A 23,196-nucleotide genomic window follows, 5' to 3' on the forward strand; every position below is an offset into this window, starting at 1 on the left:
CGGCGAGGTTGCGCCAATCCGTTCCGGTCTAGCGTGCCGTTGGTTGTACCGTTAACTCGGGAGGTTGTTGTCTGACATGGCCGAGCTGAAGCCCTACTACAAAGAGTCGCAAGCTACCTACGACATCTCTGACGAATTCTTTGCCCTATTCCTGGACCCAAACATGGTCTACACCTGCGCATACTTCGAGAACGACGACATGACTCTCGAACAGGCGCAAACCGCGAAACTGGATCTTGCGCTAGAAAAACTGAATCTCGAACCCGGGATGCTGTTGCTCGATGTCGGATGCGGATGGGGAGCGGCCGTGGTCCGAGCAGTCGAGAAGTACGATGTCAACGTCGTGGGTATCACCCTGAGCCGAAGTCACTATGAGCTCAGTAAGAAACGGCTGGCTAAGCTACCGACTACTCGGCGGGCCGAAGCGCGGCTACAGGGCTGGGAAGAGTTCGACGAGAAGGTCGACCGGATCGTCACCTTCGAGGCTTTCGACGCATTCAAGAAGGAGCGTTGGCCGGTATTCTTCGAACGCGCCTACGACATGCTCCCCGGCGACGGCCGGATGCTGTTGCACAGCATCTTCACCCATCCTCAGACGTACTGGCGCGAGCATGGCATCACGGTCACCATGAGCGATCTGCGATTCTTCCACTTCCTCGGAACGGAGATCTTCCCCGGCGGCGGGATGTGCGGAGAAGCCGATATCGTCGACAATTCGCAAACCAGCGGGTTCTCGATCGATCACATCCAATACATGCAAGAACACTACGTACAGACCCTGGACATGTGGGCGGCTAACCTGCAGGCCAACCGCGAACGCGCGATCGCCATCCAATCCGAAGAGGTGTACGACCGCTACATGCGCTACCTAACCGGCTGCGCAAACCTCTTCCGCAAGGGTATCTCCAACGTCGCGCAATTCACCCTGACAAAGTAGTGCCCGCCCTACCAGTCCCATAACTGCGAAAAAATCGTCAGGGTTTAGCGGAGCCGCCTGAATCGGGATAGCATGCCCCAAGCATGCGCAAGGGTGTTTAAGGGCGGTTGGCATGCAAGGGTGGAATCTACGGGGTCAAGAAAGACATCTCACGAAGTTAAAAGTCAAGCCACGAGCGAGGGAGGAGGTGGAAAGGCTAGATGTTCGGTGTAGTGCTGGCCGGTTTGCAGGCAGTGGTGGAGTTGGCCGAGGAATTTGTTGAACAGATGTCGTTGGGCTTGGTGGTTCCAGTCTCCTGCGGCGCGGCGGGTGTCGTAGTGGCGACGGGCGCCCGGCGAGGCGCGCAGCGATGCCAAAGCCCAGATGGGACCCACGGCGGCCAGGCGCCGGTTCTTGATATGGCGGTGCAACACGAGGGTTTTCTTGCCGCTGGCGCGGGTGATCGGCGCGGCTCCGGCGAATGCTTTCAGTCCGCGGGCGTCGGTGAAGCGGGCGCGGTCATCACCGATCTCGGCGAGTACCCGGGCACCGGCCAGGTTCCCCAGTCCGGGGAAGCTGGTGATGATCGTGGAGTCCGGGTGCTGCTCAAAATGGGCGGTTGCCGCCTCGGCGAGATCAGCAGCAGTGGTGCAGGCAGCCTCGAACTGACCCAGCAGCCCTGCCAATTGGATACCCATCGCGTTCTCCACGACCGGTGGTTGGTGCAGGTAGGTGTCGGTGAACACCTCCCGCAACCGTTCGATGTCACGGTCGAGATGGCGGCGGCGGCCGGCCTTGGCCAGCAGTCGGCGCAGTCGGGCCGGGGTCAGCTTGGTCGCCTGGGTGGGGGTTGGTGCAGCAGCCAAGATGGTGCGCGCATCTCGACGAGCCAGCCCGCCCTCGGGCAGGTCGGCGAACGCGGTGATGGCCGCCGGGTAGAAATCTTTGAGCACATCGCGAATCTGGTTGCCGATGTGTTGACGTGCCCATACCGCGTCTTGCTGAGCGCGGGCCAGCACCCGGATCGCCTGGGCCAACTCGGTGTCGGCGGGCAATGGGCGGTGCGCGCCGGGGTCGGTGCGCACAATATTGGCCAGCAGCACCGCGTCGGCACCATCGGATTTGGCCCCCGACACCGCATACCGTGCCCGATACCGCGAAGCCGCCAACGGGTTGATCGGATAAATCACCCGGCCAGTTTCTCGCAGCGCCGCCACCCACAGGCCACGATCAGTTTCCATCCCCACTGGTATCGGATCAGCGGCACTGTCACCGGCCTCAGCCAGCAACGTCAACAGCTGCGCGAACCCGGCCGCATCATTGCCCAGCCGTGCACGGGCTACCACCCTCCCGTCGTCATCAACCACAGCAACATCGTGATGCTCAGTAGCCCAGTCGATTCCACAAAACAAGCCCAAGACGTCCTCACTTTTTCGTCGGTGGATGGTTGCGCCGTTACCGGTGGACTCACGCGGCGCCCTAATCGCGGGACTCCAAGGTCCGTCATCTCACTAGCCGTCCGTGACTCCAGCACATCGCAGGACTTCGTTCTGTCGAAGAGCTCAAGGCTCGAGAACAACCATCAGGAAGTCACCCCTGCGACGGGCTCGGGCAACGGAATCTCACCACCAACCCGACAAGACCTGCCGCCAGACGCGCCGCTCTTTCTCAAGTCGTCGAACGACGGGAACACCAGACGTCACCTGACGGCAGATCCCGCAAGAAACAGGCCCCGGTCACCAACACCCGGACCGGTAACCAATCCCTACTAAACGATTAGGAACTGGAGGTTGATCATGCCGGATACGTTGGTGAATGCCGGCACACTCAAGGCTGCGGTGCAGTTGGCGTGCCGGGCCCCTTCTTTGCACAACAGCCAACCCTGGAATTGGGCCACTGACGGCGCAAAGCTGCATCTGTACCTCGATCGCAGCCGGGTTTTGCACTCCACCGACACATTGGGGCGCGAGGCCTACATCAGCTGCGGGGCGGTGCTCGACCATCTAAAGGTTGCGATGGCAGCAGCCGGTTGGGTTTCCGACATCAACAGGTTTCCCACCCCAAGTAGCGTTGATCACCTCGCATCAATCGATTTCCGCCCCATACGCGACGTCACCGATCGGCTTCGCGACCGCGCTGAGGCGATCGAACATCGGCGCACGAATCGGCTTCCCTTCACCCCACCTAAGAACTGGGAATCCCTTGAGACTGCAATACGCAACACGACCGATGACATGGCCGTCCACCTCGATGTAGTGGCCACCGACCTGCGCCCCGAGTTCGCTAGAGTGTCAGAACTTGCCGAATCGCTACGACTGTATGATTCCACCTATCACAACGAATTAGACTGGTGGACTGGTCATTTCGAGAATTATGATGGAATTCCACGCAGTTCATTGGTGTCCGCGGCTGAAAATGACCTCGTTGACATAGGACGCACTTTTCCGGTTACCGCGCACAACACCTGCCGAACCAGCAGTGGAGAAGATCGCTCCACAGTGCTGGTTTTGTCCACCGACCACAACACCCGTAACGACGCCTTGCGGTGCGGCGAGGCATTGTCGGCAGTGCTGCTGGAGTGCACGTTAGCTCGGCTGGCAACATGTACGGTGACCCATCTGACAGAACTGCAATCAAGCCGTAGCGTCATCGGCTCCCTAACCGGGCGGGAAGCGATGCCGCAACTTCTGATCCGCGTCGGCGAGACCCCAGATGTCGGTGCAGCGGTACCGCCCATGACGCCGCGACGCCCGTTACAAGATGTCCTGGCCGTGCACACCGATACGCATGGTTGAGCAAGACATCTCACGAAGTTAAAAGTCAAGCCACGAGCGAGGGAGGAGGTGGAAAGGCTAGATGTTCGGTGTAGTGCTGGCCGGTTTGCAGGCAGTGGTGGAGTTGGCCGAGGAATTTGTTGAACAGATGTCGTTGGGCTTGGTGGTTCCAGTCTCCTGCGGCGCGGCGGGTGTCGTAGTGGCGACGGGCGCCCGGCGAGGCGCGCAGCGATGCCAAAGCCCAGATGGGACCCACGGCGGCCAGGCGCCGGTTCTTGATATGGCGGTGCAACACGAGGGTTTTCTTGCCGCTGGCGCGGGTGATCGGCGCGGCTCCGGCGAATGCTTTCAGTCCGCGGGCGTCGGTGAAGCGGGCGCGGTCATCACCGATCTCGGCGAGTACCCGGGCACCGGCCAGGTTCCCCAGTCCGGGGAAGCTGGTGATGATCGTGGAGTCCGGGTGCTGCTCAAAATGGGCGGTTGCCGCCTCGGCGAGATCAGCAGCAGTGGTGCAGGCAGCCTCGAACTGACCCAGCAGCCCTGCCAATTGGATACCCATCGCGTTCTCCACGACCGGTGGTTGGTGCAGGTAGGTGTCGGTGAACACCTCCCGCAACCGTTCGATGTCACGGTCGAGATGGCGGCGGCGGCCGGCCTTGGCCAGCAGTCGGCGCAGTCGGGCCGGGGTCAGCTTGGTCGCCTGGGTGGGGGTTGGTGCAGCAGCCAAGATGGTGCGCGCATCTCGACGAGCCAGCCCGCCCTCGGGCAGGTCGGCGAACGCGGTGATGGCCGCCGGGTAGAAATCTTTGAGCACATCGCGAATCTGGTTGCCGATGTGTTGACGTGCCCATACCGCGTCTTGCTGAGCGCGGGCCAGCACCCGGATCGCCTGGGCCAACTCGGTGTCGGCGGGCAATGGGCGGTGCGCGCCGGGGTCGGTGCGCACAATATTGGCCAGCAGCACCGCGTCGGCACCATCGGATTTGGCCCCCGACACCGCATACCGTGCCCGATACCGCGAAGCCGCCAACGGGTTGATCGGATAAATCACCCGGCCAGTTTCTCGCAGCGCCGCCACCCACAGGCCACGATCAGTTTCCATCCCCACTGGTATCGGATCAGCGGCACTGTCACCGGCCTCAGCCAGCAACGTCAACAGCTGCGCGAACCCGGCCGCATCATTGCCCAGCCGTGCACGGGCTACCACCCTCCCGTCGTCATCAACCACAGCAACATCGTGATGCTCAGTAGCCCAGTCGATTCCACAAAACAAGCCCAAGACGTCCTCACTTTTTCGTCGGTGGATGGTTGCGCCGTTACCGGTGGACTCACGCGGCGCCCTAATCGCGGGACTCCAAGGTCCGTCATCTCACTAGCCGTCCGTGACTCCAGCACATCGCAGGACTTCGTTCTGTCGAAGAGCTCAAGGCTCGAGAACAACCATCAGGAAGTCACCCCTGCGACGGGCTCGGGCAACGGAATCTCACCACCAACCCGACAAGACCTGCCGCCAGACGCGCCGCTCTTTCTCAAGTCGTCGAACGACGGGAACACCAGACGTCACCTGACGGCAGATCCCGCAAGAAACAGGCCCCGGTCACCAACACCCGGACCGGTAACCAATCCCTACTAAACGATTAGACACACAAAACCCATGGCACAGAAGCTAAAACCGCACTTCGATGATGTACAGGCACACTACGACTTGTCCGATGACTTCTTCCGCCTGTTTCTCGATCCCACCCAGACCTACAGCTGCGCATATTTCGAGCGCGATGACATGACTCTGGAAGAAGCCCAGATCGCGAAAATCGATTTGGCACTGGGCAAACTGGGCCTGCAACCCGGGATGACCCTGCTCGACGTGGGATGCGGATGGGGCGCCACCATGCGCCGGGCCATCGAGAAGCACGACGTCAACGTCATCGGGCTGACACTGTCCAAGAACCAGGCTGCCCACGTGCAGAAATCGCTTGACGAAATGGATAGCCCCCGCAGCCGCCGAGTGGCGCTAGACGGCTGGGAACAGTTCAACGAACCCGTCGACCGGATTGTGTCAATCGGCGCGTTCGAACACTTCGGCCATGACCGCTACGACGACTTCTTCGCCATGGCCCACAACGTCCTGCCGGATGACGGCGTGATGCTGCTACACACGATCACCGGGCTGACGCCAGCGCAGATGAGCGAGCGCGGTCTGCCGCTGACATTCGAGATCGCACGGTTCATCAAGTTCATCGTGACCGAGATCTTCCCGGGTGGCCGTTTGCCCGCGATCGAGATGGTCGAAAAGCATTCAGCTAAAGCAGGTTTCACCCTGACCCGCCGGCAGTCACTGCAGCAACACTACGCGCGGACCCTGGATCTGTGGGCTGAGGGGCTCGAGGCTCGCCGAAGCGAAGCCATTGAGATCCAGTCCGAAGAGGTCTATGAGCGGTACATGAAGTACCTAACCGGCTGCGCCGACGCATTCCGCTCCGGTTACATCGACGTCAACCAGTTCACGTTGGTGAAGTCGTGACTGACGCAGATCCGCCTGATTTCTGACCTTGCGCCATCGCGCGGTCCGCTAATCGGCAAAATGCAGGAGATATGCCGGGCCCGGTGTAGGGTTCGGGAGAAGGCAACCGGGTGGGGCTGCCCCTCACACCGGGAGGACAATTGCCTTACAAGTCAACGGGTGCCGCCGACGCGCGCTCCAACCTTCGGGACGTTCAGGCCCATTACGACATATCTAACGATTTTTTCGCGTTATTCCAGGATCCGACGTGCACCTACAGTTGCGCCTACTTCGAGCGCGACGATATGACTCTGCATGAAGCGCAGGTCGCCAAGCTCGATCTGACGCTGGGAAAGCTGGGTCTAGAGCCGGGAATGACCCTGCTCGATATCGGATGCGGCTGGGGTTCGACGATGAAACGGGCCATCGAGAAGTACGACGTCAACGTCGTGGGACTCACCCTTTCCCGGAACCAGCACGCCTACGCCCAACGAGTGCTCGGTGGCGTCGACACGCGCCGCTCACACAAGGTACTGCTGAGCGACTGGGGCGAGTTCAGCGAGCCAGTGGACCGGATCGTCACTATTGAGGCGTTGGAGCATTTCGGCTTCGAGCGTTACAACGATTTCTTCCGGTTCGCTTACAACACCTTGCCCAACGACGGCGTGATGCTGCTGCACTCGATCACCGGGGTGACCCCAAAGGAGGCGGCCGCCAAGGCTTTACCACTATCGTTTGAGATGGCCCGCTTCATCAAGTTCATCCTGACCGAAATTTTCCCGGGTGGTCGGCTTCCGTCGATCGAAAAGGTTAACGAGCATGCGACGAAAGCGGGCTTCAAAGTGACCAATGCCCAGTCGCTGCAGTCAGACTTCGCCAGAACCCTCGATTTTTGGAAAGCAGCCCTGGAGGCGCGCAAGGACGAAGCCATCGAGATTCAGTCCGAAGAGGTCTACGAGCGCTATATCAAGTATTTGACGGGCTGCGCTAAGGGATTCCGGGTCGGCTATATCGACTGCAATCAGTTCACGCTGACTAAGTAGGCTTTCGGCCCACCGATGGGCCGGGAGCGCGTGGCATCGCGGCAATAATCAGGTTATTCCTCGATAATGAGTAGGGTTACACCGCACCGGCCAACGGTGCGCATGTTCAAGTAGTGAGCATCGTCCAGGAGAGCATGAAGACAATGGCTGAGCAACTAACGAGCCCGACGACCACGCGGACGCGCTCGGAGGACATCCAGGCACATTACGACGTCTCCGACGATTTCTTCGCCCTATTCCAGGACCCGACCCGAACCTACAGCTGCGCTTACTTCGAACGACCGGAGCTGACGCTCGAAGAGGCCCAGTACGCCAAGATCGACCTCAATTTGGACCAGCTGGACCTCAAGCCCGGAATGACGCTGCTGGACATCGGCTGCGGCTGGGGCACCACCTTGAAACGGGCTGTCGAGCGGTTCGACGTCAACGTCGTCGGCCTTACTCTGTCGAAGAATCAGCAAGCTCGGAGCCAGCAGGTGCTGTCCGCGATCGACACCGATCGATCGTGCCGCGCCGTCCTAAAGGGCTGGGAGGATTTCGGCGACCAAGTCGACCGGATCGTGTCGATTGAAGCCTTCGAGCACTTCGGGCACGAGAACTACGACGACTTCTTCAAGCGCTGTTTCGCGATCATGCCCGACGACGGACGCATGACTGTTCAAAGCAGCGTTAGCTATCACCCCTACAACATCGCCGCCCGAGGCAAGAAACTGACCTTCGAGACGATGCGTTTCATCAAATTCATCGTCACCGAGATCTTCCCCGGCGGGCGGCTGCCGACCACCGAAATGATGGTCGAACACGGTGAAAACGCCGGTTTCACCGTCCCGGAACCGATTTCGCTGCAGCCGCACTACATAAAGACCCTCAATGCCTGGGGCGACGCACTGGAATCCAATCGGGACAAAGCCATCGGCATCACCTCCGAAGAGGTCTACAACCGCTACATGAAGTACCTGCGGGGTTGCCAGCACTACTTCACTGACGAGCTGCTCGACTGCAGCCTGGTGACCTACCTGAAGCCTGGCGTCGGCTAGGCCCCCGGAAGACCCCGGAAGACCTAAGCCTCGACGAAGTTGCGGGTGATAGACGGGTCCACTGGGATGCCCGGGCCCGTCGTTGTCGACACGGTGATCTTCTTCAGGTAGCGCCCCTTTGACGAGGAGGGCTTGAGCCGCAGCACCTCGTCAATCGCGGCGCCGTAGTTTTCGGCCAGCACGTTCACGTCGAACGATGCTTTGCCGATGACAAAGTGCAGATTGGCTTGCTTATCCACCCGGAAGTTGATCTTGCCACCTTTGATATCGGCGACGGCTTTGGTGACGTCCGGGGTGACCGTACCGGTTTTGGGGTTCGGCATCAGGCCGCGCGGGCCCAGCACCCTGGCGATACGACCGACCTTGGCCATCTGATCCGGCGTCGCGATCGCCGCGTCAAATTCCAACCAGCCACCCTGAATCTTCTCGATCAGATCGTCGCTCCCCACAACATCAGCGCCGGCTGCGACGGCCGCGTCAGCCTTCTCCCCGACAGCGAACACTGCGACCCGGGCGGTCTTGCCAGTGCCATGCGGCAGGTTGACCGTGCCACGGACCATCTGATCGGCCTTACGCGGGTCCACGCCGAGCCGGATCGCTACTTCGACGGTTGCGTCCTGTTTGGCCGACGAGGTTTCTTTTGCCAGCTTGGCCGCTTGAAGCGGGGTGTACAGGTTGTTGCGGTCCACCTTCTCCGCGGCGGCCCGATATGCCTTGCTGTTCTTGCTCATTGCTTGTCCAATCTGATGTTGGGGTGTGGTTACCAATCGGGCCGTAGCTAGCCCTCCCACGTCTGTTCTATTGTCGAACTCGTCTCAGGGGTGTCACGCGGTGATCGATGCCGTATCGGTGACCGGTAGGGCTGGCCACCGCACACGGCTACTCGACGGTGATACCCATCGATCGAGCGGTTCCAGCGATGATCTTGGCCGCCGCGTCAATGTCATTGGCATTGAGATCGGTCTTCTTGGTCTCAGCGATCTCGCGAACTTGATCCCAGCTGACCTTAGCGACCTTGGTTTTGTGCGGCTCCGCCGAACCCTTCGCCACACCGGCCGCCTTGAGTAGCAGCTTGGCCGCAGGGGGCGTCTTGAGGGCGAAAGTGAAGCTGCGATCTTCGTAGACCGTGATCTCCACCGGGATGACGTTGCCGCGCTGGTTCTCCGTCGCCGCGTTGTACGCCTTGCAGAACTCCATGATGTTGACGCCGTGTTGGCCGAGCGCGGGGCCGACGGGCGGGGCCGGGTTGGCCTGGCCTGCCACGATCTGCAGCTTGATCAGCCCGGTAACCTTCTTCTTCGGGGCCATGGGGTCTCGATGTTCCTTCCTGATTAATGCGTCCAGCTGTTCCGTAGCCGGGTCAGCTGGTCAGATCTTTGAGACCTGGTTAAAGGTCAGTTCCACTGGTGTCTCACGACCAAAGATGGACACCAGCACCTTGAGCTTCTGTTGTTCGGCGTTGATCTCGCTAATTGTGGCCGGCAACGTGGCGAAGGGACCGTCCATAACCGTGACCGACTCGCCCACTTCATAGTCAACCTCAACAGCTGGACGTTCCAGACCGCTCGCCTCGGTCGCGGCAGCAGTGCTAGTCGTGCCTTTCGCGGGCTTCTTCGCCGAACCTGGTGGGAGGAGAAACTTCACTACGTCGTCCAGTGCCAGCGACGACGGCCGCGACGTCGCGCCCACGAAGCCCGTGACTCCCGGGGTATTGCGCACCGCAGCCCACGAATCGTCGGTCAAATCCATGCGTACCAGGATGTAGCCCGGCAGCACCTTACGGTTGACCTGCTTGCGTTGACCGTTCTTGATCTCGGTGACCTCTTCGGTGGGCACTTCCACCTGGAAGATGTAGTCGCCGACGTCAAGGTTCTGCACGCGGGTTTCGAGGTTGGCTTTCACCTTGTTCTCGTATCCCGCATAAGAGTGCACGACATACCAGTCGCCTGGCTTGCCGCGCAGCTCAGCTTTGAGCGCGGCGGCCGGGTTGACCTCTTCAGCCGGCTCCGCAGGGGCTTCAGCCTCACCGACCTGTTCGAGGTCGGCTTCCTGCGCGTCGACCGCCTCACCGGCAGACGTTTCACCGTCGAAGGTAGTCACGGTTCACAGTCCTCTCTGTCTTTCGAACCTCAGCCGAACACCAATAAGACCAGCTTGGTCAGGCCCAGGTCGGCGAGGGCGACCAGCGCCACCATGAAGGCCAGAAACACCAGCACCACCGTGGTGTAGCTGATCATTTGTTTGCGGTTCGGCCAGATCACCTTCCGCATCTCGTTAACGACCTGTTTCAGGTAGTTATAGACAAACGCGATCGGGTTGGTGGATCCGCCGCCCGATTTTTTCGATTTCTGAACCTTCCCGGACTTCGCTGCCCTCTTGCCCTTTTTGGCGCCAGAGGCCTCCGCGGAGGCCTCAGTCGACGACTCGTCGCCGTCGAGGTCGTCATCGGTGTCCACCGCACGTTGCCTGGACCGCTTACCCGAAGGGCGTTGCGGCCGCGCAGCCGACTCGGTCACCAGGGCTGTCCGACCTCCACTACCGTGGCCGTCCTCATTGTCGCCACCGTCGCCCGCGACGTCGTCGGCAGCGTCGCCCTCGTCGCTCACCGCATGCTCCTTCGTTCGCTTGCTATCCCGCGAGCCGTCTCGCGGTGCTCGGACATCCTCTCAGTGTCCACCATAGGCACGTATTCGCCTTCAGCAGGGGCGACAGGACTTGAACCTGCAACCTGCGGTTTTGGAGACCGCTGCTCTGCCAGTTGAGCTACGCCCCTTCGCGGTTGGCAAGACATGCCCAGACCAACCCAGTGTGCCGAGGCTCACATGACACGCGCGCCCCCGATTCGGTGATCGCGGAGATCGGCGGAAGGCGGTCAACTCGCCTCCGGCTCGCCGTTTGGCCCCGTTCGTTCGACTCACGGAAAGCGCGCTTGTAATGGGAAAACCCCAAGGGACGAGTGTACATCGGCGCAGGTGCCGGTTACTAATCACCCAGTTCTGACGACCTGACCAGATTCCTTGTCCCACTTGAGCTCGATCGAGCTGTCACCCTCGTGCCCCATCATGGTGGTGTAACCGACCAGGACCACCTCGCCGTCGGTGTCGGTACAGACGTTCCTGGTAACCACGATATCGGCACCGAAGCGCTCGTCCACCGACACGACCTCCATGCGGGCGTACAGTGTGTCGCCCGCATATACCGGTCTGCTGTAGACGAATTTCTGATCGACCTGGACGATCTGCAAGGTCTCCATGCCGACGTCGACATTGCGGAAGAAGTCCCGCTGAACCAGGCTGGCTAAAATTGACACGTAGGTCAGTGGAGCAACAATGTTGCCGTGGCCAAGCTCGGCGGCAGCGTCCTCATCGAAGCTGGCCGCATCTTCGCACTTGATCGCGCCGGCGAACGCGCGGATCTGCTCGCGGCCCACGACGAAATGGTCCGCGTACTGCCAAACCATCCCCCGGATGTCGGTCTTGAGAGCCACGCGCTACGCCAGCTTCGCTGACGCGATAGCCCGGCCGAAGATCTTCTTGCCGCCAGTGGTGGCCGTAAGCGCGACAGTCACCGATTTGCTGTCCGGATCGACCGACTTCACCCGGCCACTGAACACGATCTCGGCGCCCTTGCCGTCGTTGGGCACTGGGACCACCGAAGTGAACCGCACGTTGTACTCGGTGACCGCACCCGGGTCGCCAACCCACGACGTGACGTAGCCGCCACCCAGGCCCATCGTCAGCATGCCGTGTGCGATAGCGGTGTCCAGGCCGACGACCTTGGCGATCTCGTCGTCCCAGTGGATCGGGTTCAAGTCACCCGATACCCCGGCATAGTTGACCAGATCCTGGCGAGTCAACGGATACACCTTCTCCGGAAGCTGGTCGCCCACCTGCACCGAACTGAACTCACGCAGAGCCATCAGCAAATCCCTCTTCCCCATCCCCGCCGGCACGCCCCGCCAGGGTTGTGTAGGTCTCCTGGACGATGTCACCTTTGTCGTTGGTGATGACATTCTTGGTCACGATGATCTGAGCACTGTGCGCGCTGCGCATCGAGTCGACCCATACATCGCAGTAGAGCTTGTCGCCCGCTTGGATCGGCGCGTGAAACTTCAGCACCTGATCCACCTGAACGATCTGCGCCTCCTCGATCGCGATGTTGGCATTCTGAAAAAAAGACAACTGCGCCTTATATCCGAAGACACAAATGAATGTCAGCGGAGCCAACAGCGACTGGTAGCCCAGTTCTTCGGCAGCACTCTCGGCGAAGAACGCCGCGTCGTCATTCTGCACGGCTTCGGCGTATTCGCGGATCTTCTCGCGTTCCACCTCGTAGTGGTCCGGGTAGCGATAATGCATCCCGACGATGTCTGCCGTCAACGCCACGGTGATAAAACCTACCTAGTCAATCTGAGTAATTATCGGCGGGGCGGCGCTACCGGGTCTCGCGGTGCGATTCATGCTTGCCGCAGTTTGGGCAGAACTTCTTGAGCTCCAGCCGGTCGGGGTCGTTACGCCGGTTCTTCTTCGTGATGTAGTTGCGGTGCTTGCACACCTCGCATGCCAAAGTGACCTTCGGCCGCACATCGGTACTGGAAGCCATATCCGTTTCTCTCTCACAAGATCTCGTTGTTGGGGTTGTAGCGATGGCCGGACTCGAACCGGCGACCTAACGATTATGAGTCGTTCGCTCTAACCGACTGAGCTACATCGCCTCTGGTTGGCGCCGCCAGCCTGCTCGGCGTCCCGCCGAGCCCCCTAACGGAATCGAACCGTTGACCTTTTCCTTACCATGGAAACGCTCTACCGACTGAGCTAAGGGGGCCGCTCACCCGTAGCGACCAGTCGTGCCTCGGGCCAGAAAAGAGGGTACAACCTGGCCAGCAGCAGCACCAAACCAAGGGGTGGCTACCGAGACCCTGCGGCATTGGGTGCTAGAGCTCGGTAGCGGAGCTGGAACCGTCGGGTAATTACCCGCTTGCGCCGCGCCCCTCGGGGATCCACGCGCTCAGATCACTGAACTCGTCAAACTCGTCATTCGTATGCTCCGGTGCTGCAGCATTGTCCTTCCTTAGCAGGGTCCGCAGTGCGAGATTGACGGCTTCCCGAGTGCCGAGCAGGCGGTGCCGACGTATCACCTCTTGGACCAGATCGTCATCAACCTCGATCTCGACCTTCTTCAGCATGTGCCAACAATACCCACAGCCGTCCGATACCTACAGCAATCAATGTAAGAACTAAGGAAACATACGCGATCGTAAGATAGTTTGACGGGTTTCGGCGGAGCCTTAGTCTGGTGACGTGTCAGATTCTGAACGGCTCTACTTTCGTCAACTGCTTTCCGGTCGCGATTTCGCCGTCGGCGACATGTTCGCGACTCAGATGCGCAATTTCGCTTACGTTATCGGGGACCGCCAGACCAGGGATTGCGTGCTCGTCGATCCGGCATACGCCGCCGGAGACTTGGTTGACGCGCTGGAGTCGGACGGCATGCGTCTGGCCGGGGTCCTGGTCACCCACCATCATCCTGACCATGTCGGCGGCTCGATGATGGGTTTCAACATGCCGGGCCTAACCGAGCTCCTCGAGCGCGCGACGGTGCCCGTGCATGTTCATGCCGATGAGGCGCTGTGGGTTTCCCGGGTGACAGGGATCCCTATCGGTGACTTAACCACTCACCAAAACCACGACAAGGTCAGCATTGGCGATATCGAAATAGAGTTGTTGCATACTCCAGGCCACACCCCGGGCAGCCAGTGCTTCCTCCTTGACGGCCGACTGGTCGCCGGTGACACATTGTTCCTGGAAGGCTGTGGGCGCACCGATTTTCCAGGTGGCGATTCCGACGAGATGTACCGAAGTCTGCAGCAGCTTGCCAAGCTTCCCGGCAACCCGACGGTATTTCCCGGACACTGGTATTCGGCCGATCCGAGCGCGTCACTTTCAGAAGTCACGCGTTCCAACTACGTCTACCGCGCCACCGACCTCGACCAGTGGCGAGTAATGATGGGCAACTGACGAATTCGATAATTTGTTTGAGTACCGGATCGCGCTTGCGCGCATCCCGCCTCCAATAGCACAACATCGGTGTCCACTACGAACGCAATCAGTTGCCTTCCAGCAACATTCGTCCGCGCGTCCCAGCGATCAAGTCAGCAGAAAGTGGGGCTAGCAAGCACTGTGGTATAAGCGGAAGATGGGTTCGGAGGGGTGGTTCCAGGCCAGCTTGCGGGGGGTCACCAAAATCGACTCCGGCACCTGGGTCGCATGGGCGGTGTGGGCGGCGCTTACGATCGGCGTGATCGCGCTGATCTTGACCAACCGGCAGATTCAACGTAACCGTCAACTCACCGCGGAACAAGCCAGGCCCTACGTGGCCATGCTCATGGAACCCCACGTCGCGGATTGGCATGTCATCGAACTCGTTGTCAGAAATTTTGGCCGCACCGCCGCATACGACATCGGCTTCTCATTTCCCAACCCGCCAACCGTGGCCGAGTATGAGAATGCCTCGGAGGGCTACGCCGACGTCGTAGAACTGCAACTCCCCCGCGAACTGCCGACGTTGGCACCCGGCCAGGAGTGGAGGATGGTCTGGGACTCAGCGATCGACCGCGCTGAAATCGGGCGCGGGGTCGAGTCACGCTTCCCCGGCACCGTGACCTACTACGACCGCCCCCAGCAGCCCCGCAGGTGGCGCTTCTGGCATCGCGGCCGGCGACGGTTGGAAACCAAAGTGGTGCTGGACTGGGACACTCTGCCGCCCGTACAGCGTATCGAGCTGATGACTACGCACGACCGGGCCAAGAGGGAAAAGCAGAAATTGGAGCTGCTGCGCGCCGTGCTGACCTATTTCCACTACGTGAGCAAGGAAACCCGCCCCGACGTGATCCGCAGCGAGATCGAGCGAATCAACCGCGCCGTGGCCGAAACCCAGGAGAGATGGCGCAGGAGACAACTCGACGTGCCCACCGAAGTCAACGTGCGCTGGGGTGACGCCGAAAACGAGCTCAGGGACCAGCGCGGCCCGGTGGCCTGATTGAAGACAAACCACGGGCCTGCCGAAATCCCGGATGCGGATCTGATTCAATCGACGAGCTGGCTATACCGAAGGAGTAATCATGGGCGGCCCGGCTACCTATAGCCTCAAGGATTCCATCGCGGTGATCCAGATGGACGACGGCAAAGTCAACGCGCTGGGTCCAGCGATGCAACAGGCACTAAGCGACGCCATCGACAACGCCGACCGTGACGGTGCCGGCGCGCTGGTGATTACCGGAAATGCGCGCGTCTTCAGCGGCGGCTTCGACCTGAAAATCCTGACCTCTGGAGAGACACAGCCAGCGATCGACATGCTCCGGGGCGGTTTCGATCTGTCGCATCGACTCTTGTCCTACCCCAAGCCGGTGGTGATGGCTTGCACTGGCCACGCCATCGCGATGGGCGCGTTTCTGCTGTCGTCCGGCGACCACCGAGTCGCCGCCCACACGTACAACATCCAAGCCAACGAGGTTGCAATCGGCATGACCATTCCCTACGCGGCTTTGGAGATAATGAAACTGCGGCTAACACCGTCTACCTACCAGCAAGCCACCGGGTTGGCCAAGACGTACTCCGGTGACGCCGCGCTTGCCGCGGGCTATATCGACGAGATCGCGTTGCCGGAGTTGGTGGTCAGCCGCGCAGAGGAAGCAGCGCGAGAATTCGCTGCTCTCAACCAGCAAGCCCATGCTGCGACCAAGTTACGCGCCCGCGCTGACGGGCTCGCAGCGATCCGCGCCGGGATCGACGGAATAGCAGCCGAATTCGGACTCTGAGGGTAAGTGACGCGGTTGCCCACCAATACCGGGCAACCGCCTCACACCACCGCCTCCTCCGCCCAGAAGTGTGACACGTCCGCCCCGGGTCGTCATGTCGAGCAGGACGTCCGGATCAAGGGCGAGCTTATTGGAAGTGCCGGAAGCGTTCGAGATACTTGACCCAGCTCCACGTCGACAGGAATGCCTTGGCCGCTTCATAGCCCTTCTCGTACAGCGCTTCAGCGTCTTTTCGGGAGATGCCGAAGTCAAGAAAATTGACGGCCGTCGAATCGACTCGAATCGCGCGGGCACTGACCCACGGCTGGTTCAGATACGTTTGGTCGTGGCCCACAAACATGGTCGTGATGAGTTGTTCCAGCAACGACGGCGGGCCCAGCAACGGAAGCGAACGCAAAGCACCTAGTCCGGGGATCACATCGTCATTGCCCTCCGGCAGGTTCGGTACCACCGTGATACCGAAAGTAGGCCAGCGCGGCGGCTTGCCGTCCCACCTGTCGAACGAGTCGATTGGGAAGTTCGACAGCACGCCACCATCCACCAACGTGGAGTCCATCCCTTCCGCGCTGGTCAGGCCGACCGGCCGAAAATAGAAGGGTATCGACTCGAGGCACGCACTGCGTCGGCCACCGATTGCTCATCAGGGTCGAGCCCATAGATCCGCTGGTAATCCCATGGCAGCCGTACCAGCTGCCCGATCGTTACATCGGTGACGGTAACCGCCAGCCGGTAACGGCGCTCCTTCGGCAGTTGCTTGTCGTCGAGCGCCAGATCGCCGAACGTGGTCACACCTAGATTTCGCAGCTCGCTGCGAACCCATTCGTGGGCGAAGTCGCCTCGGTACATTCCGTTGTCGCGCAACAGACCCCACACTTGACCGACCACCGGCACATGGCCGACGGGGCCAGCATCTCGGAATTTCTGGTACGGCAGGGTCAACGCAAGTTCCTTGATTTCATGACTGGTCAGCTGGTCGCCGTTGGACGCGGCCGCCAGGATCGATCCGACCAGGGAACCAGCCGAGACCCCAGACACACGCTTGACCGAGTATCCGGCGTCCATGACGGCCACGACAGCGCCCACCAAGCCGACGCCCTTGACACCACCACCGGAAAGAACGAGATCCACAGGTTTGGATCGCCGGACTTTGGAAAGCTGGTTTGCCATAGCCGCTGCTCAGCCCTGAGCCGAGACCCACTGGTAGGGAAGGAATTTTCCGTCGAACGTGACCACCACGCGGTCGCCCGACGGGTGAGGTCGCCGCTTCAGGTCGACGCTGAAGTTGATCGCGCTCATGATGCCGTCGCCGAATTGCTCGTGGATCACTTCCTTGATGGCACCGCCGTACACCTGAAGTGCCTCGTAGAGTCGATAGACAGTCGGATCGGTTGGTACCGGCGTAGGTAACCCACCTCGCGTGGGTGGCGCCGCCAGCACCGGAATCGCGGACTCGTCAAGACCCAGCATCTCAACCAGCACCTTGCCCAGCTCGGCGGGAATCGGATGCTGACCGAGCAATGCGGACGTGGTCCACACCACCGGCCTGCCGATTGCGTCAGCCAGCTCCTGCCAAGTCAGGCCTTTGGCCAGGCGAGCAAAGACGATCCGTTCGGTGATCTCATTTCTGGTCATGCTCACCAGCATGCACCCGTCGCAGAGCTGGCGCCTCCGCTGCTGCGCCCTTTCTCAACGCCGAAAAGGTTCGCAAACCGCGTCATTGACGTGGTCACTCGATGTACGCTGCGCAACATCAGTTTTTCAGCTAGCGAGAAACCGGGGTCGCGATGCGCATCGTTGTCGACCTGAACCGCTGCCTCGGGTACGCCCAATGCGTACCGCTGGCACCGGAGGTGCTCAAGCTCAGCGGAGAAGAAGCCCTCACCTATGACCCCAACCCGGACGATAGCCAGCGTTTGCGGGTATTGCGAGCCGCGGCATCATGCCCCGTCCAGGCGATCGTCGTCGAACGACTCAACAGCGAGTAGCAAATCCTCGGTGAGCCCACCGTGAATCGGAATTACAACAAGTCCAACGGCCGCATCGTCATCGTCGGCGCTTCGCTAGCCGGCCTTCGTGCCGCCGAACGGCTACGCGAAGAGGGTTTTCAGGGGCAGCTGACCATCATCGGCGACGAGCCGGGCGAACCATATGACCGACCCCCACTGTCCAAACAGGTCCTCAAAGGGTGGGTGCCCGCTGATCACACGAAGCTGCCACGGCTACGTGCGGTGGATGCGCAGTGGCATCTGGGCGTGCCGGCGACCGCCCTGGACCGCGCCAACCAATTAGTACGGCTGGCTGACGGCACCGAGGTAGCAGGTGATCGCCTGCTGATTGCCACGGGTGTCCGGTCACGACGATGGCCCAACCCAGAAGAGGCCGCGCTTCGCGGCGTTCACACCTTGCGCACCAGCACCGATGCGGCTCGACTGCAAGCCGCATTCGCCGACCGCCCGTCGCGGGTGCTCGTCATAGGTTCGGGGTTTATCGGTTCTGAAGTGGCCTCGGTATGTCGTGAGCTTGGGCTGCAGGTCACCGTCACCGAGCGGGGCCCAGCACCGCTAGCGGGTGCGCTCGGCGGGGTGATCGGCGCTATTGCCGCAGATATGCAGCGTGCCGCCGGGGTGGACCTTCGCACCGGCGTCTCGGTGCTGGCGTTGGAAGGCGACGTTCATCGAAACGTGCGACGAGCACAACTGTCCGACGGGACCACACTCGACGTCGACGTGGTGGTCACCTCGTTGGGGTCGATCCGCAATGTTGAGTGGCTCGACGGAGCCGGGCTTGCGGCCGGAGTCTGGGGGGTGGGCTGCGACGCAGGATGCCGAGCGTTCGACATCAACGGGGTGGTCACAGACCACATCTTCGTAGCTGGGGATATCGCCCGGGCCCCCCATGTGCTCTATGACTACCAGTTCCTGGCGATGGAGCACTGGGACAACGCAGTGCTGGGTGCCCAGGTGGCCGCTCACAATATGGTGTGCGACGAAGTCGATCGTCGTGCCCACCTGCTGATCCCGCAGTTTTGGTCGGGCCAGTTCGGCGTCAACATCAAATCCGTCGGTGTGCCTTCCTTCGGCAACGAAATCGTCTTTACGCAGGGCTCGGTGCAGCAGCGCTGCTTTGCCGCCGCCTACGGTCAAGCCGGACGAATCGTGGGCGCGGTCACGTTCGACCACGGCAAATGGATCAACTACTACCACGACCTGATCGCGCGATCGGCACCGTTTCCGCCACCTCCAGCAGGTTTTGACGCTCCGGACGATACCCGCGTCCTGCCCGCTGACTTCCCGGTACGGGGCGCTCCGACTGACGCCGCGGATGTGGTGTTGACGGGGCATGATCCCAGCGAACGGCGTGCCGAGTTCCGACCCCGTCAGCGGTGAAACGGCTCGCAGCGGCACATATGACACGCGCTGGAAACGATGCAAAGCGAAGCGATAAGAAGGAGCGGCGCACATGAACCCCGAAGAAATCTTCGCCGCGGCGATGCGGCAGGAAAACCGTGCCAATCCATATCCATTCTTCGACGAGCTACGCAAGACGCCGGTAGCTCACGTCGGTGAGGGCGTCTATGCCGTTACCGGCTACCACGAGCTGATCGCCCTGGCCCACGACACACGAGTGAGTTCCGACCTCCGCAAAGGTTCCCAGCCCTCCGGTGAAGCCGCCGGTAGCCATCCCAGCTTTATCGCCCAGGATCCACCTGACCATGACCGAGCGCGCCGCCGGTGCATGCGCTTTTTCGGGCCGCCCCATTCGCCAGACCTGATCCCCGACCAGGAGCCGCTGTGCAGGCAGATCGTCAATGAACTGCTGGACAATGCGGCGAACAAGACTCGTATGGACGTCGTTGACGACTTCGCTTACCCGCTGCCGGTAAACGTTATCTGCCGGATCATGGGTGTGCCGGTTGAAGACGAGCCCCAGTTCCACGGGTGGATCGCCGATATCATGGCCGGGCGCTTCGATCTGGGCCCGGAGATCGAGACCGAGGAAGGTCAGGCTCGCCAGGCGAAAGGCGACGCGAGCAGCGCGGCCTTGTACGCCTACATCTTGGGCTTGGTTGAAGACGCGAAAAAATCGCCGAGACCGGGCATGATTTCACAGTTGGTCCACGACGACGGACCAGACGGACGGATGCCGGCGGGCGAGATCGTCAACAACGCTATCCTGCTCTTTGTCGCCGGCCATGACTCGACGGTCAATCTGATCTCGCACTGTGTGCTCACCGTGCTGCGCACCCCTGGATCGCTCAACATGTTGCGCAATCAGCCGGAGTTGATTCCTGGTGCGATCGAGGAAACCCTGCGACTGCAGTCGTCAGTCCAGTTCTTCCCAACTCGATTGGCGCTGGCCGACATCGAAATCGCGGGCACCACGATCCCCAAGGGCTCGCCAATCTATCTGATGTACGGTGCGGCCAACCGAGATCCACAACGCTTCGACGACCCCAACACGTTCGAACCGCAGCGCCCCGACAACGAGCACGTCGGCTGGGGACGCGGTATTCATGTCTGTTTCGGCGGTCCGCTGGCCCGACTGGAGGTCAACACCGCATTCACGGCATTCATTAGCCGGGTGGCGAACCCGCGGTTGGCCGAGGACCCGCCGCCCTATCGCGTCAGCCAGGTCTTCCGCGGCCCACAGCACTTGGTCATCGAGTACGACGAAATCCGGCCGCGGAATGATCTTTAGCCAACGAGCCCCAGGCAGTAAGTCCGCTGCGGAGCTGGATAGATCCGCGCGGGCAGCTGGCTGCGCGACGAGCAGGCTCTCGCGTCGTCGGTATCGAGTCGCTTTTCCACCTTGATCACGGCAGGCACCGCGGAAACGCAGTCACTTACGTTCCAGATGCCTACCGCCACACCAAACCGGTAGCAATGACCCGCAACGAGGTTCGGCACCAGACACAGCTCTCCGGTGACATCGTCGGCGAGGGGCGACCGGAACCGGTCATATCCTTGCGGCGAACACGTACCTGCGTGATCGGCAAACCCAGCAACAGTGAAACTGGGGTCAGTTCGGCATCCGGTGGCTCTTGTGTGTAGCTCACCGCCAGCAGTCGGCTCCACCACCACGCAATCGCCAGCCTGGTAGCCACGCGCGTGCTCGGCCAGCACGCGGACCATAGGGATCGTCACTGCGAAAGCGATACCAAGGATCACCCCCAGCCCCAAAGCAACCGGCCACCACCGGAAGCGTGGTGCCGGAAGACAGCGGGCCTGCACACCGATTGCCGGCAGCTGTGCGCTCGGCACAGGTTGCGGTCCGCCGAAGGTCATCAGGTGAGACTAGCCCGTTTTTTGCCCTCACCGACTGGGAATTTGCTATCAGCCGGACGATTGTCACGTGTTCCATGTTGACGGCGAAGCCTCAGTTCTCCGGTCCAGCTGCGGATAACGATCACCGTCCGGGTCTAGGGTGACGCTCAATGGCGCTTCATCTTCACCGTGCCGAACGCACCGACGTTCTTGCCGATGCGCTCGGCACGCTATTGGGCACCGCGTTGCCAGACCCGTTCGCTGCGGAACTGGTGCTCGTACCGACCAAAGGCGTGGAACGCTGGCTGAGTCAACGGCTCTCGCACGTCCTGGGCTCTAGCAGCGGCAGGGCCGACGGTGTGTGCGCCGGGGTACTCTTCCGCAGCCCGGGCTCACTGGTCGCGTCTCATCGCTGGTGTAAATGGTCACGGGCGTAGGTTCCGTCGCAACCGACGAAAGCTATGAAGGAGGGGCTACGCCCGTGACCAAGCGAGTATCGCCGATTGAGCGTGTGCGTGTTGAGATGGATCAGTTGTTCGCCGCGACCGAGCGGCCGTTGACCGAGATTTTGGAGGAGGTCGGGCGGTTATCGGTGCGTCTGGTGTTTCAGGTCGCCGTGGAGGCCGAGGTAGAAGCAGTGTTGGGCCGAGCCCGTCACCAGCGTCGGGTTCAGGACGGCCCGGGCGGGTACCGCAATGGGTATCAACCGCCGGCGACGGTGAAGACCACGATGGGCTCGGTCGAATTATGCCGCCCGAAACTACGCGACACCGACGAGCGGTTCTGTTCGCGGCTATTCGGTGCCGGGGTGACGCGCACCCACGCTCTGGAGGCGTTGGTGATTTCGGGATGGGTGCGCGGTTTGTCGGATCGCGACATCGAGGCCGCGTTGGCCGAGGTGCTGGGCTCGCAGGCGGCGTTGTCGCGCTCGACGGTGAGCCGGATTTGTGCGGCCATCAAAGACGAGTTCGCTGCGTGGTCGTCTCGACGCCTTGATGAGCTGGTGTTGGACTACCTGTTCTTGGATGCCTCGAACTTTCGGATGCATCCCAACGCCCCGGCCGAGCCGGTGCTGGCCGCCTGGGGCATCTGCACCGACGGCAAGCCCCTGTTTATTGGGCTGGCCCCAGCCGCAGCGGAGTCGGCTGATGCGTGGGCCGACTTCTTGGCTGACCTGAGGAACCGGGGACTACGCCCGCCGCTACTGGGCATCTCCGACGGGGCGCCGGGCCTGATCGCCGCATGGGAGACCACGTTTCCGGCAAGCCTGCGTCAGCGGTGTCTGATCCATCGCTGCCGTAACGTCATCGCCAAGACACCTGTCGCGGTCCAGGACGAGATCAAAGCCGCGTTCTGGTCGATCTTCGATGACATTGACCAGCCACCCGGCCAGCAGGCCGTGGATGAAGCCACCCGCCGCGCCGAGGAGTTCACCACCACATACCGCGGGCTCTACCCAGCCGCGGTCGCTTGCCTGGCCAACGACTTCGCCTCGCTGAGCGTGCATTTGCGCTTCCCCCGCCAACACTGGACACGCATCCGCCATTCCAACCTCATCGAACGCACCTTCGGAGAATCCCGTCGCCGGGTCAAGGTCATCGGCCGCCTACCCGGCGAAACCAGCTGTCTGTCGCTGGTATGGGCCGTCCTCGACCGCGCCAGCCGCGGCTGGCGCGGAGTCACCCAAACATCAGCGACCAGCCGCCACCTCCAAGAACTACGCCACCAACTGCTCGAGCCACCCCGCCCACTGCATCCCCCCACCACAACAACCACGACCGACACCACCGCCGCGTAACATGACCACCAGGAACATGCGCCCAGCGTTTTTACACCAGTCCTAAGA

Annotated in this window: 25 protein-coding genes, 3 tRNA genes and 2 pseudogenes; 13 read left to right on the plus strand and 17 right to left on the minus strand. The window is 61.3% G+C overall.

Annotation, left to right across the window (positions count from 1 at the left end; translation table 11 throughout):
- Positions 1-76: 76 nt before the first annotated feature.
- Positions 77-937 (plus strand): cyclopropane mycolic acid synthase family methyltransferase, encoded by an 861-nt coding sequence (locus ACO07W_RS07740; RefSeq protein ID WP_421842150.1) that lies wholly within the window; start codon positions 77-79, stop codon positions 935-937.
- Between the two features lie 164 nt (positions 938-1,101).
- Here the strand turns inward: ACO07W_RS07740 and ACO07W_RS07745 are convergent, their stop codons facing one another.
- On the minus strand, positions 1,102-2,328 hold the full coding sequence (locus ACO07W_RS07745; RefSeq protein ID WP_421845748.1) for an IS110 family transposase: 1,227 nt from the start codon (positions 2,326-2,328) through the stop codon (positions 1,102-1,104).
- A 384-nt stretch (positions 2,329-2,712) separates the two neighbouring features.
- Here ACO07W_RS07745 and ACO07W_RS07750 point away from each other — a divergent pair, with 384 nt between their 5' ends.
- On the plus strand, positions 2,713-3,711 hold the full coding sequence (locus tag ACO07W_RS07750) for an Acg family FMN-binding oxidoreductase (protein ID WP_421842152.1): 999 nt from the start codon (positions 2,713-2,715) through the stop codon (positions 3,709-3,711).
- Positions 3,712-3,736: 25 nt separating this feature from the next.
- Here the strand turns inward: ACO07W_RS07750 and ACO07W_RS07755 are convergent, their stop codons facing one another.
- Complete coding sequence (locus ACO07W_RS07755; protein WP_421845748.1) at positions 3,737-4,963, minus strand: IS110 family transposase; 1,227 nt, start codon at positions 4,961-4,963, stop codon at positions 3,737-3,739.
- Between the two features lie 381 nt (positions 4,964-5,344).
- On the opposite strand from ACO07W_RS07755, the gene mmaA2 reads away from it, so the two are divergent.
- From mmaA2 to mmaA4, 3 genes are all read left to right on the plus strand, one after another.
- On the plus strand, positions 5,345-6,211 hold the full coding sequence (gene mmaA2 / locus ACO07W_RS07760) for a cyclopropane mycolic acid synthase MmaA2 (protein WP_421842154.1): 867 nt from the start codon (positions 5,345-5,347) through the stop codon (positions 6,209-6,211).
- Positions 6,212-6,351: 140 nt separating this feature from the next.
- Positions 6,352-7,233: a cyclopropane mycolic acid synthase family methyltransferase gene (locus ACO07W_RS07765; RefSeq protein ID WP_421845863.1), complete on the plus strand. Its 882-nt coding sequence runs from the start codon at positions 6,352-6,354 to the stop codon at positions 7,231-7,233.
- 134 nt (positions 7,234-7,367) lie between these two features.
- A complete protein-coding gene (gene mmaA4 / locus ACO07W_RS07770) occupies positions 7,368-8,270 on the plus strand; it encodes a hydroxymycolate synthase MmaA4 (RefSeq protein WP_421845864.1) in 903 nt (300 codons plus the stop codon).
- A gap of 23 nt (positions 8,271-8,293) precedes the next feature.
- Here the strand turns inward: mmaA4 and rplA are convergent, their stop codons facing one another.
- The 12 genes from rplA to ACO07W_RS07830 form a co-directional block, all read right to left on the minus strand.
- Entirely contained in the window at positions 8,294-9,001 is a 708-nt protein-coding gene (rplA, locus tag ACO07W_RS07775) for a 50S ribosomal protein L1 (RefSeq protein WP_421842156.1), read from the minus strand.
- A 148-nt stretch (positions 9,002-9,149) separates the two neighbouring features.
- Positions 9,150-9,578: a 50S ribosomal protein L11 gene (gene rplK / locus ACO07W_RS07780; protein ID WP_421842158.1), complete on the minus strand. Its 429-nt coding sequence runs from the start codon at positions 9,576-9,578 to the stop codon at positions 9,150-9,152.
- 60 nt (positions 9,579-9,638) lie between these two features.
- Positions 9,639-10,370 (minus strand): transcription termination/antitermination protein NusG, encoded by a 732-nt coding sequence (gene nusG / locus ACO07W_RS07785; protein ID WP_421842160.1) that lies wholly within the window; start codon positions 10,368-10,370, stop codon positions 9,639-9,641.
- Positions 10,371-10,399: 29 nt separating this feature from the next.
- Entirely contained in the window at positions 10,400-10,876 is a 477-nt protein-coding gene (secE, locus tag ACO07W_RS07790) for a preprotein translocase subunit SecE (RefSeq protein WP_421842162.1), read from the minus strand.
- Positions 10,877-10,970: 94 nt separating this feature from the next.
- Positions 10,971-11,043: transfer RNA gene (locus tag ACO07W_RS07795), tRNA-Trp, on the minus strand.
- Positions 11,044-11,256: 213 nt separating this feature from the next.
- Positions 11,257-11,757, minus strand: a complete 501-nt coding sequence (hadC, locus tag ACO07W_RS07800; RefSeq protein WP_421842164.1) for a (3R)-hydroxyacyl-ACP dehydratase subunit HadC — start codon at positions 11,755-11,757, stop codon at positions 11,257-11,259.
- Between the two features lie 3 nt (positions 11,758-11,760).
- Positions 11,761-12,189 (minus strand): (3R)-hydroxyacyl-ACP dehydratase subunit HadB, encoded by a 429-nt coding sequence (gene hadB, locus ACO07W_RS07805; RefSeq protein WP_421842166.1) that lies wholly within the window; start codon positions 12,187-12,189, stop codon positions 11,761-11,763.
- Positions 12,176-12,655, minus strand: coding sequence for a (3R)-hydroxyacyl-ACP dehydratase subunit HadA (gene hadA, locus ACO07W_RS07810; RefSeq protein ID WP_421842168.1), 480 nt, complete (start codon positions 12,653-12,655; stop codon positions 12,176-12,178). The genes hadB and hadA overlap by 14 nt, the downstream gene beginning before the upstream one ends.
- A 49-nt stretch (positions 12,656-12,704) precedes the next feature.
- A complete protein-coding gene (rpmG, locus tag ACO07W_RS07815; protein ID WP_421842170.1) occupies positions 12,705-12,872 on the minus strand; it encodes a 50S ribosomal protein L33 in 168 nt (55 codons plus the stop codon).
- A 38-nt stretch (positions 12,873-12,910) separates the two neighbouring features.
- A tRNA-Met gene (locus ACO07W_RS07820) sits at positions 12,911-12,984 on the minus strand.
- Between the two features lie 37 nt (positions 12,985-13,021).
- A tRNA-Thr gene (locus ACO07W_RS07825) sits at positions 13,022-13,094 on the minus strand.
- A 145-nt stretch (positions 13,095-13,239) separates the two neighbouring features.
- Complete coding sequence (locus ACO07W_RS07830) at positions 13,240-13,455, minus strand: type II toxin-antitoxin system VapB family antitoxin (protein WP_421842172.1); 216 nt, start codon at positions 13,453-13,455, stop codon at positions 13,240-13,242.
- A gap of 115 nt (positions 13,456-13,570) precedes the next feature.
- Here ACO07W_RS07830 and ACO07W_RS07835 point away from each other — a divergent pair, with 115 nt between their 5' ends.
- The 3 genes from ACO07W_RS07835 to ACO07W_RS07845 all read left to right on the plus strand — a co-directional run bounded on the left by ACO07W_RS07835 (position 13,571) and on the right by ACO07W_RS07845 (position 16,086).
- Positions 13,571-14,287 carry an MBL fold metallo-hydrolase gene (locus ACO07W_RS07835; protein WP_421842174.1) on the plus strand — a complete coding sequence of 239 codons (717 nt, stop codon included), beginning with the start codon at positions 13,571-13,573 and terminating at the stop codon, positions 14,285-14,287.
- A gap of 178 nt (positions 14,288-14,465) precedes the next feature.
- Positions 14,466-15,308 (plus strand): hypothetical protein, encoded by an 843-nt coding sequence (locus ACO07W_RS07840; protein WP_421842176.1) that lies wholly within the window; start codon positions 14,466-14,468, stop codon positions 15,306-15,308.
- 82 nt (positions 15,309-15,390) lie between these two features.
- Complete coding sequence (locus ACO07W_RS07845; RefSeq protein WP_421842178.1) at positions 15,391-16,086, plus strand: crotonase/enoyl-CoA hydratase family protein; 696 nt, start codon at positions 15,391-15,393, stop codon at positions 16,084-16,086.
- 127 nt (positions 16,087-16,213) lie between these two features.
- Here the strand turns inward: ACO07W_RS07845 and ACO07W_RS07850 are convergent.
- A pseudogene (locus tag ACO07W_RS07850) lies at positions 16,214-17,253 on the minus strand (patatin-like phospholipase family protein).
- A 9-nt stretch (positions 17,254-17,262) separates the two neighbouring features.
- On the minus strand, positions 17,263-17,730 hold the full coding sequence (gene cynS / locus ACO07W_RS07855; RefSeq protein ID WP_421842180.1) for a cyanase: 468 nt from the start codon (positions 17,728-17,730) through the stop codon (positions 17,263-17,265).
- Between the two features lie 140 nt (positions 17,731-17,870).
- Here cynS and ACO07W_RS07860 point away from each other — a divergent pair, with 140 nt between their 5' ends.
- From ACO07W_RS07860 to ACO07W_RS07870, 3 genes are all read left to right on the plus strand, one after another.
- Positions 17,871-18,071, plus strand: a complete 201-nt coding sequence (locus tag ACO07W_RS07860; protein ID WP_421842182.1) for a ferredoxin — start codon at positions 17,871-17,873, stop codon at positions 18,069-18,071.
- A 21-nt stretch (positions 18,072-18,092) separates the two neighbouring features.
- A complete protein-coding gene (locus tag ACO07W_RS07865) occupies positions 18,093-19,472 on the plus strand; it encodes an NAD(P)/FAD-dependent oxidoreductase (RefSeq protein WP_421842184.1) in 1,380 nt (459 codons plus the stop codon).
- Between the two features lie 73 nt (positions 19,473-19,545).
- Complete coding sequence (locus tag ACO07W_RS07870) at positions 19,546-20,784, plus strand: cytochrome P450 (RefSeq protein WP_421842186.1); 1,239 nt, start codon at positions 19,546-19,548, stop codon at positions 20,782-20,784.
- On the opposite strand, the gene ACO07W_RS07875 is transcribed toward ACO07W_RS07870, so the two are convergent.
- Positions 20,781-21,371: a hypothetical protein gene (locus ACO07W_RS07875; protein ID WP_421842188.1), complete on the minus strand. Its 591-nt coding sequence runs from the start codon at positions 21,369-21,371 to the stop codon at positions 20,781-20,783. The genes ACO07W_RS07870 and ACO07W_RS07875 overlap by 4 nt on opposite strands.
- Positions 21,372-21,520: 149 nt before the next feature.
- On the opposite strand from ACO07W_RS07875, the pseudogene ACO07W_RS07880 reads away from it, so the two are divergent.
- Positions 21,521-21,754, plus strand: a pseudogene (locus ACO07W_RS07880) (exodeoxyribonuclease V subunit gamma); the annotation flags it as partial.
- 119 nt (positions 21,755-21,873) lie between these two features.
- Positions 21,874-23,148 carry an IS256 family transposase gene (locus tag ACO07W_RS07885; RefSeq protein WP_421840071.1) on the plus strand — a complete coding sequence of 425 codons (1,275 nt, stop codon included), beginning with the start codon at positions 21,874-21,876 and terminating at the stop codon, positions 23,146-23,148.
- The last annotated feature ends 48 nt before the right edge of the window (positions 23,149-23,196 follow it).

It is taken from the genome of Mycobacterium sp. (genome assembly GCF_965230835.1).
Classification (GTDB): domain Bacteria; phylum Actinomycetota; class Actinomycetes; order Mycobacteriales; family Mycobacteriaceae; genus Mycobacterium.

Bases quoted from the DNA above. Each gene is read 5' to 3' on its own strand.
- ACO07W_RS07740 (WP_421842150.1), top strand. From the start codon at position 77: ATGGCCGAGCTGAAGCCCTACTACAAAGAGTCGCAAGCTACCTACGAC.
- ACO07W_RS07750 (WP_421842152.1), top strand. From the start codon at position 2,713: ATGCCGGATACGTTGGTGAATGCCGGCACACTCAAGGCTGCGGTGCAG.
- mmaA2 (WP_421842154.1), top strand. From the start codon at position 5,345: ATGGCACAGAAGCTAAAACCGCACTTCGATGATGTACAGGCACACTAC.
- mmaA4 (WP_421845864.1), top strand. From the start codon at position 7,368: ATGAAGACAATGGCTGAGCAACTAACGAGCCCGACGACCACGCGGACG.
- rplA (WP_421842156.1), bottom strand. From the start codon at position 9,001: ATGAGCAAGAACAGCAAGGCATATCGGGCCGCCGCGGAGAAGGTGGAC.
- rplK (WP_421842158.1), bottom strand. From the start codon at position 9,578: ATGGCCCCGAAGAAGAAGGTTACCGGGCTGATCAAGCTGCAGATCGTG.
- hadB (WP_421842166.1), bottom strand. From the start codon at position 12,189: ATGGCTCTGCGTGAGTTCAGTTCGGTGCAGGTGGGCGACCAGCTTCCG.
- rpmG (WP_421842170.1), bottom strand. From the start codon at position 12,872: ATGGCTTCCAGTACCGATGTGCGGCCGAAGGTCACTTTGGCATGCGAG.
- ACO07W_RS07830 (WP_421842172.1), bottom strand. From the start codon at position 13,455: ATGCTGAAGAAGGTCGAGATCGAGGTTGATGACGATCTGGTCCAAGAG.
- ACO07W_RS07840 (WP_421842176.1), top strand. From the start codon at position 14,466: ATGGGTTCGGAGGGGTGGTTCCAGGCCAGCTTGCGGGGGGTCACCAAA.
- ACO07W_RS07845 (WP_421842178.1), top strand. From the start codon at position 15,391: ATGGGCGGCCCGGCTACCTATAGCCTCAAGGATTCCATCGCGGTGATC.
- cynS (WP_421842180.1), bottom strand. From the start codon at position 17,730: ATGCTGGTGAGCATGACCAGAAATGAGATCACCGAACGGATCGTCTTT.
- ACO07W_RS07860 (WP_421842182.1), top strand. From the start codon at position 17,871: ATGCGCATCGTTGTCGACCTGAACCGCTGCCTCGGGTACGCCCAATGC.
- ACO07W_RS07870 (WP_421842186.1), top strand. From the start codon at position 19,546: ATGAACCCCGAAGAAATCTTCGCCGCGGCGATGCGGCAGGAAAACCGT.
- ACO07W_RS07875 (WP_421842188.1), bottom strand. From the start codon at position 21,371: ATGACCTTCGGCGGACCGCAACCTGTGCCGAGCGCACAGCTGCCGGCA.
- ACO07W_RS07885 (WP_421840071.1), top strand. From the start codon at position 21,874: ATGGATCAGTTGTTCGCCGCGACCGAGCGGCCGTTGACCGAGATTTTG.